The organism is Bartonella sp. AC535YNZD, assembly GCF_042196625.1.
Taxonomy (GTDB): Bacteria; Pseudomonadota; Alphaproteobacteria; order Rhizobiales; family Rhizobiaceae; genus Bartonella.
In genome coordinates, this window is the sequence record NZ_JBHIQP010000024.1 from 1 (window position 1) to 8,358 (window position 8,358).

The window sequence follows — 8,358 nt, forward strand, 5'->3', positions numbered from 1 at the left end:
AGCGCTTTTGTTAATCAGCGCTTGGACACCTGCCTGTATCGCCGCATTCATGGCCGTACTCGAGCCAAGCCCCAAAGTACCAGCAGCAAGCACCGCTGGCAACAGCGCTTTTTAAACAGCCAAGACCAGCATGAGCCACGATCTGCGTGACCGTGTCTATTTTCCCTCTGCCTTGGCTTTGCATTATCACTTCCCCAGCATGATCCGCAAATTTTTTACATAAAAATTACTTGTGTAGTACTGAGGGTCTTTAGAAAAACTAGAATTTCCACACCTCCAATGTCATCCCCTCCATAGTTTTTTCCAAAAACTCTTGTAAAAAGGGATAGGTTGCGGAGTGGGAGTGTTCTTAGTCTTTTCAATCGATTGATCACCATCAAGTATCTCTTCTCCCGCGTGTACTATAATCCTTTTGCAAAGGTATTCATAAAAATTACTGGCGTAATATTCGCAATCGCCCAATGGAAGCCTGACATAGAGTGGGCATTCTCCATCCCGAAACTGCGTATAATCAAAATAAAAGGTTTCACCAAGATCATAACTCACAACGAGTTGTTCTGGTGTCGTAAAACCACGTTTTCTATCATTTAAGTTTTGGTAAACGATATCACCAGCAGGAATACCTTCCCCACAATCCTTATAAAGGCTAAAAATTTCTTCGCCACCAATTTCTCCTCCTTTATAATTTTTTAAAAAACTCTTGTAAGAAGATGTAAATTGTAAACTGAGAATTTTCTCCGCCTTTTCAATTACAAAATCATCAACCGCATTTTTTGCAGTACCAAAATTGATAATCTCATCATCATATTTATTCACTTTATCAATTAATACTGCAACATCAGCTAAGGTGTAGGTTTTCATGAATCTTCCCCTGCATGGTCCTTAATTCTTTTACAGAGAAATTCATAAAAATTACTTGCATAATAAAGGGGATCTCCAGATATTACCTCAAAATAGAGCGGACATTCACCATCCTGAAACTGAGAGTAATCAAAGTAAAATGTCTCACCAAAATCAGTTCTACTCACAACAAGCTGCTGTGATTTTGCTAAACCATTTTTCATTTCTGTTAAGCGATTATAGACAATGTCACCAGCATGAATGCCCTTATACTCCGCATAAACGCTAAAGATTTCCTCACTACCAATTTCTCCCCCTTTATAATTTTTCAAAAAACTCTTGTAAGAAGATGTGAATTGCAAACCGAGAGCTTTCTCCGCCTTTTCAATCCATATATCATCGACAGCATTTTCTGCAGTCCCAAAACTGACAATATCACTATCATATTTATCAACTTTATCAACTAATTGTATAACATCATCTAAGGTATAGTTTTTCATAGATGATCCTCAAAACTTGCGTAACGCTCCATATTTCTTCTATCAATTGCCCCTCCTCCATAGTTTTTTCCAAAAACTCTTGTAAAAAGGGATAGGTTTCGGAGTGGGAGTGTTCTCAATCTTTTCAATCGGTTGGTCACCATCAGGTATCTCATCTCCTGCGTGTACTATAATTCTTTTGCATAGGAATTCATAAAAATTACTGGCATAATATTCGCAATCCTCAGATGGAAGCATAACATAAAGTGGGCATTCTCCATCCCTAAACTGCGTATAATCAAAATAAAAGGTTTCACCAAAAGCAGCATCACAAACGATAAGCTGTTCTGGTGTTGCGAAACCACGTTTTCTATCATTTAAGTTTTGAAAAACAATATCATCAAAAGGAATATCTTCTCCACACTCCTTATAAAGCCTATAGATTTCATAACCACCAATGTCCCCGCCTTTATAATGTTTTAAAAAAACTTTATAGGAAGATGTGAATTGCAAACCAAGAATTTCCTCAGCTTTTTCAATCACGAGATCATCAACCTCCTTATCTTTGCTAGCAAAATTAACAATATCACCTTCATATTTATCAACTAATACTGTAACATCATCTAAGGTATAGGTTTTCATCAATTATCCTCCATAAATTATTTTATAAGTTTCTTTTTTCTTTTTTCATCAATCGTAGAGTATTACTGCCGGTGCTCCTGTCCCCATCTGTCAAAATTTAGACCTATGATACCCCATTTCATATCAATTATTCCTCCTAAACTACTGTTTTTTTGTTCTCCATGCCCATTGCCGTATTCTTTCCAATATTCCTCTCTCTGCTTCTCAAACTTTTTTCTATCTATGAGCGATTGATGTGTTTTTGGATTAGCATGAATAACAGAAGTATATTTTTTATGAAATTCATGGCTAATTTCCGCTAGGGGTCCATCAGGGGTTTGATTTAGGTGATGCAACTCAACAGGCTTACCATCAAACCCTATAGGTGCTCTTCCTGTTTTTGTCCTTTCAACATTGATGCCCCATACCGTTTCCCCTTTTTCAGTCCATTTAACCCTTGCATGAGGATCAAACAAATCGTCTCTCCGATAAACTGTGTAGGTCTGTCCAAATTTGCTATCGGTAAATTTAGTGGGTTTCTTTTTTAACCAAAGCTTTTTTTCTTTAGCAGCAAGTTTAGTTAGTTCTTTCTTCGCCGCAAATTTGTCAGGATCTCCTTGAGCTGCAAGTTCTGCAAGATTTTTCTTGGAAGCGAATTGGACAAAATCTTTCCTAGCATTGAACTTGATCACAGCCTTTTCGCCAAGCTTTATGGCTCCCTTGGCTGCTCCAGCGCCTCCAACAAAGTTTTCTAACACTCCGGCTGATAATCTTCCACTTTCAAAACCAGCATTAAAAGCTCCGTTAACTTCCGCTTTTTCAAGATTCTCTTTTACGTAATCTATATCCCCTATAAAGGAATCCTCAACACCTCCCCAGAATTGACCAGCACCTTCCCAGACATCATCAATAACATGTCCACTCACGACCCAAGACGCTCCTGTTCCAATGTCTTTAAAACTCTTTTCAACGCCCCCCCGTGGATTGCTAGCAAATATTATCATTTGTAACATCATGTTCTTCACAGCGCCATCAGTTAACTCGTATAGCTTGATTGGTATATCGGCAATAAGACCAGTCATAATTCCTGTCGAAAAAGTTCTATCTTGTTGTTCATCAATCTCGAACCATTTTTCGTTAACATCTCTTCGACACTGATCATCAGGGCACTCTTCTAACTCTTTCTTCATCTGAGCGCGTTGTGCACTACCCAAAAAGTTATTTGCAGCGGCATTACCTGCGGCATCGGCGCCGGCATCAACATCGCCACCGGCAAGGGCAGCGGCAACGCCCCCCGCAGCCCGTGCAACATCAATGGTGTGGTCTCTAAAGTCAGCAAACTGCGCATCAATCTTTGCGTTTATACGCGCTTGCTCTTCCGCAGTTGGGGTGCGACCGTTTAGGTCCCCCATTTCCTCTTTCACAATGCCTTGCACCCACAATTGAAACTGGAGCATAGCGGTGGCTTCGCCCACAGCACCCCCCACAGCACCTGCAGAGCAAGCACCGCTTGCAACAGCGCCTTTTAAACAGCCAAGTCCTGCGTGGGCAACGATTTGCGTGACCGTATCTATTTTGCCTTCAGCCTTGGCAGTACCGATTTCTTCTGCCAACGATTTGCCAACCGTATCAGACAGGGCGATGCGCAGATTGTTAAAAAAGTTCTTGTCAAGAGAACCACCCTCAAGAGCCGTTTGAACGCCTGTGCCAATGGCGGCTTTGATCAGGTTCTTTTCCGCTTCACTGGCGATACGATCGACAAAAGGAGCGGTTTTGGGCAAAGATTGCCCAACACCAGCCATTTCGGTTAGTTGGCTGGTTAAGCCTGCTGTCAACATCGACGAGACAATGCTGAGAACATTCTTTGAAGAGCCAAGCTCATGCAAGGCGCCGGCAATATTGCCGCGATTATTGACAAGAGCCACAGCGCTTTTGTTAATCAGCGCTTGGACACCTGCCTGTATCGCCGCATTCATGGCGGTGCTCGAGCCAAGCCCCAAAGCACCGGTAATGGCACTGGCAGCGCCAGAGGCTGCTCCACCCGTAACCGCCGTGACAGCCAAGGCCACGAGAGCCGCACCAGCTTCTGTCAGCCCTTGGGCTTTATAATCCCAGTCTTTAAATTCAGCTCGAACTGCTTGCCAATCAACTTGCTTGGATAATTCTGGATCATCACGCAGTTGCTTAATCCATGCCATGCCTGGGGAGCGAGATAATTGTTCAAGAGATTTGTCTAAATCACCGGTTGCCTCATATTCAACAACAAAGCCATCGCCCGCATCAAGCTTTATGCCACCCTTAGCATCTATGGTGACATGCTCGATGGTCTCCTTCAGATAGCCTTTGTCCCTCTCACTCCACCACACAAGGTTTTCATTACGCTGATAAACATCCTTAAAATCTTGGTCTTAAAGTGCTATTTCTTGTCTTTTTTTCCGATAAAATTGACTATTTTCTCTTTCCACGAGCGGGATTGCTCCTTGCTGATAACCTCTTGTTGATCATCAAACTTTTCTGCCACCCGTTCAATCAAAGCGTAGCTCACTTGCTTCACCTTTGCTACTTCTTTGGCTAAAGCTAATGCACGTTCAAGGTGGGTTTTGTTGATGCTCTCGTCAAAGCCTAGGTGATCACCTGCCGTAAAGCTTTGCTGATAAGATTGTAAGGTCTCAATATTGCCCAATAAGGCAAGAGCGCCAAGATGAAGCAAAGCATAATCCGTATCATCTGCTTTAGACGTTGCATCCCGTTGCCAAGGAGCAGTGCCATAATCAGAGCGAAGTCTTTTAGAAAGGTCAATGTCTTTGACTGACCATTCTAGCGCATCATCAAGTGCTTGCTTTAAGCGATCCGCAGTGACTTCTGGTTCAAAGATTTCCAATCCCTTGGCTTCAAAATTAAGCTGTATATCTGGAATATCTTCCGTGTAGGTAGGATCAATGAATTTACAAGCGGTGGAAAGAATGCCCGTGCTAATCATAAAGGCGCTATCAAATTGCGGGTAGTCTTTGGCAATTTCGTCGTTATAAAGAATATCTACTTCACGATCAGCCAATTGATAGCTTGCCATATGGTCATTCTCATTGATTTTCTCGGTTGACCAGCCTAAGCTTTTTAAAAGTGCATGAGCACTTTCCATGGTGAGACGATCATCATTGTCATCCGCTTCATCCACTTCCTCTGCCACTTCAACAGAAGTTGTTTTAGAAGCAACAGATGCTGTTTGCGGATCCAAGCTTAAAATCGGAGCGTTTTTAGGAAAACCAGTCCGATAACGGCGTGCAAGAGCAAGGACGTTATCAATAATATGTGCTATGTTTTCCCTTATCAAAGCTGAAAAGTTTTTATCCTTCAAACTTTCCTTATAAAATTTGAGTTTTTCAACATCCCCAATAAGAATAAGTGCAATAAGGTGCAACTTCGCAAAATCATATTCACTGTCTGGGGACAAAGCCGCATAATCATAGATGATTTGATTCACATTTTGTCGATCAGCCCAGCACAAAATATCCGCACTGATCTGTTTCAGCTTGCCTTCATCCAATTCAGTACTAGAAACTGCATAAACTTCTTCTGATTCTTTAAGAACGGTATATTGGGGAGTATTGATGAAAATAGATCGATAAGCTGTAGAAAAACCAAGTGTTGAAAGAGAAACCTTGAAGGTAACAAATGGTGTCTCTCCTTTTTTATCAAGGTCGTACACTATATTAATGATACGATCTTTCGTTATAAAATAAGCATTGCAATTGTAATTTTTATCACGATAGACTGTCCAGTCCATCCTTTTTAAGTCTTCAGAAACTGTATTAAGAAAAGACAAATCTTGTAAACTAAGACGATCATCTATAGCTTTTCGCTCATTAAGGATTTTCAGATATTCTTCAGCAAATTGAACGGCATGGTTAATATATCTCTCTACTTCACGGTCATCCAAAATCTCAGAAATCTTACCGGCTTCTAAAAAATTTTGATAAGATTTCAGAACATCAATTTGACCTGTCAATGCTAAACAAGCCAAATGCCAGACTATACGTATATTGTAGCTATACTTTTGAACACGTGTTTTGCTTTCTATTGATGCTTGTAAATCTTGGGCACGTGCCCACTGTATTATCCGCTCAGAGATTTTGATAAGCTCTTGCTCATCTAATGTCTCTACACAAATATCAATGCCTTTACCAAAACCACTAAAAACCCCCCCCCCAATCGTATTAAAAGAATTATAAATATTTTTAGGAGAAACACACCAATATTCCTTACTATAGTGAATACAATTGCAAGCGACAGAAATCATTTCATTAGATATTTCAGCTTCAATACGGACATTGTAATTATCATGAAGACGTATAAAACCAAAATCAAATTGAATAAAGCGGTCGGGCAAAATCAACCACATTTTTCCAGGTTCCGTTGAAAACCACCCTTGTGTTTTAAGAACGCGCATTGCTGCTGTGAGACTTATCGAGCGCTGTTTTGGCTTCTTGCGCGTTAGAATATCGTCTAATTCCCCATTTTTATAGGCCTGTGCAAAAAAAAGCAGGCGATCATCCGATGTCATTGTTTTATAATCTGCAAATTCTGGCACAGATAGTTTTGGGGTAGATCTATCACTCCTTAAAGCCTCCATATCACCAAGTAATGCTTGTGCAACGGCAGAATGATTAGTAGCTTCCTCGCACAACTCTTTTTCAATATCCTGTGCTTGCGCCCATGCAATCACTTTGTTTAAAGCGGTTGTGATATGGCTTTCGGAAAGATCCGGAGCTTTAACATTAAAATCCTCCTTCGCGTAAAACAGCACATCTCCATATTTACGCTGTGATTTTTCACCTCTAGAATATTCCCGAGCAAGACAATAAGCAGCGGTGGTGAGATCAGCCGAAAGCAAAAACTCTTTGCCACTCTCTCCATAATTTTTTACACCATAGCCAATACCGACAATGCGATCGGGAAGATGATAATGCGCAAAAGTATCCCCCACGTTATCACGATAAGGCTCCCAGCCCAGTCTTTTTAAAATCTCTGTGACATCTTTAGTTTGCATCATGAATCACTTTCCTTGTGCAAGAAGCTCTGTTAAACGGCTCGGATGACGAATAACTTCGTATTTTATCGGTCTCCCCCAACGCTTGCCCAGTTGTTCTTTAGGCCAATTTTTCTTAAAATCATCTAATGCTTCCTCAAATTTTTCTGCACTTCCTTTATAATCTCTCTTAAAATCGCTGAGTTCCTGTTGATATTTATTTAGCTTTTCTTTGTTTTTCTCAAGGAATTTTAAAACAACATCTCCTGTGGGTTGCGCATCTCCTGTTTTATACTCCTTTTCCAAAATCTTTTGGTTTTCGGTTAGACCAGCATTCCCCGTTTTTACCTCAACAATTTTTAATTCACCATCCTCTATATAGAGAATATCAGGACGGGATCTTATTGCAACTTCCTTTGTCCCTCCTTTACCATCAGGTTTCTCAACTATTTTTTTAAACGATGCTTCTTGCGTACATGTTGTGCATCCTGCTTCCTGTAATTTTTGCATTTCTTCTGTGCGCTTTCCGTCATGATGCTCCTTATTTTTTTCGAGTGTTTCACGATTGCTATTGCTTTTTGAAGGCTTTTGAGACATTTCACCCTTGGCACTGTCTTCAGAGCCAATTTTTCCAACTGATTGGGCAACTTCCTTTTCTGCTTTTGCAGCTGCTTCTTCAGTCTTAGAAGCAAATTTAGCCAGAGCCTTTTCGCCAAGCTTTATGCCTCCCTTGGCTGCTCCAGCAACTCCTGTCATTAGGGATGCTGTTTCAGTCAATAATTTTCCAAATTCAAGTCCAGCATTAAAGGAACCACCAGCACCAGCTCGCTCATATTCCTCCTCCATTTTATTAATGCGATCTACATAGGACTGTCCAAGGGTCCGACCAATTGTCGCCAAAATCTCACCACTGCTGAAAAAATCTTTGAGCGCTTTCAAAGTCTCTTTGGGATGTTTGGCTATTTGCAAAAAACCATCAACCGTATCGTATATTTCAGCCGGGACACCAGCTACCATACCTGCCGCAAAGCTTATATCTTGCCCTGTACTAATCGCAGTCCACTTCGCAGACACTTCTGCTGCACATAAAAAGTCAGGACACTCCTTTAATTCTTTCTCCATCTGAGCTTGTTGAGCACTGCTGAGGTAGTTATTTGCAGCGGCATTACCTGCGGCATCGGCGCCGGCATCAACATCGCCACCGGCAAGGGCAGCAGCAACGCCCCCAGCAGCCCGTGCAACATCAATGGTGTGGTCTCTAAAGTCAGCAAACTGCGCATCAATCTTTGCAGTGATGCGGGCTTGCTCTTCTGCGGTTGGGGTGCGACCGTTTAGATCTCCCATTTCCTCTTTCACAATGCCTTGCACCCACAATTGAAACTGGAGCATAGC

General features: G+C 41.4%; 5 protein-coding genes and 1 pseudogene. All 6 read right to left on the bottom strand.

Features of this window, described 5'->3' with window-relative positions:
* Positions 1-282: 282 nt before the first annotated feature.
* Positions 283-861, bottom strand: a complete 579-nt coding sequence (locus tag ACFIM8_RS08585) for an SMI1/KNR4 family protein (protein ID WP_375607498.1) — start codon at positions 859-861, stop codon at positions 283-285.
* Positions 858-1,340 carry an SMI1/KNR4 family protein gene (locus ACFIM8_RS08590; RefSeq protein WP_375607499.1) on the bottom strand — a complete coding sequence of 161 codons (483 nt, stop codon included), beginning with the start codon at positions 1,338-1,340 and terminating at the stop codon, positions 858-860. The genes ACFIM8_RS08585 and ACFIM8_RS08590 overlap by 4 nt, the downstream gene beginning before the upstream one ends.
* A gap of 42 nt (positions 1,341-1,382) precedes the next feature.
* On the bottom strand, positions 1,383-1,961 hold the full coding sequence (locus ACFIM8_RS08595) for an SMI1/KNR4 family protein (protein ID WP_375607500.1): 579 nt from the start codon (positions 1,959-1,961) through the stop codon (positions 1,383-1,385).
* 62 nt (positions 1,962-2,023) lie between these two features.
* A pseudogene (locus ACFIM8_RS08600) lies at positions 2,024-4,348 on the bottom strand (DUF637 domain-containing protein); the annotation flags it as partial.
* A gap of 8 nt (positions 4,349-4,356) precedes the next feature.
* A complete protein-coding gene (locus ACFIM8_RS08605; RefSeq protein WP_375614789.1) occupies positions 4,357-6,987 on the bottom strand; it encodes a DUF6990 domain-containing protein in 2,631 nt (876 codons plus the stop codon).
* 6 nt (positions 6,988-6,993) lie between these two features.
* Positions 6,994-8,358: VENN motif pre-toxin domain-containing protein (locus ACFIM8_RS08610; RefSeq protein ID WP_375614788.1), on the bottom strand; the 1,365-nt coding region annotated here is incomplete at its 5' end.

Excerpts from the sequence above, each read along its gene's own strand:
- ACFIM8_RS08585 (WP_375607498.1), bottom strand. The coding sequence starts at position 861 with ATGAAAACCTACACCTTAGCTGATGTTGCAGTATTAATTGATAAAGTG.
- ACFIM8_RS08590 (WP_375607499.1), bottom strand. The coding sequence starts at position 1,340 with ATGAAAAACTATACCTTAGATGATGTTATACAATTAGTTGATAAAGTT.
- ACFIM8_RS08595 (WP_375607500.1), bottom strand. The coding sequence starts at position 1,961 with ATGAAAACCTATACCTTAGATGATGTTACAGTATTAGTTGATAAATAT.
- ACFIM8_RS08605 (WP_375614789.1), bottom strand. The coding sequence starts at position 6,987 with ATGCAAACTAAAGATGTCACAGAGATTTTAAAAAGACTGGGCTGGGAG.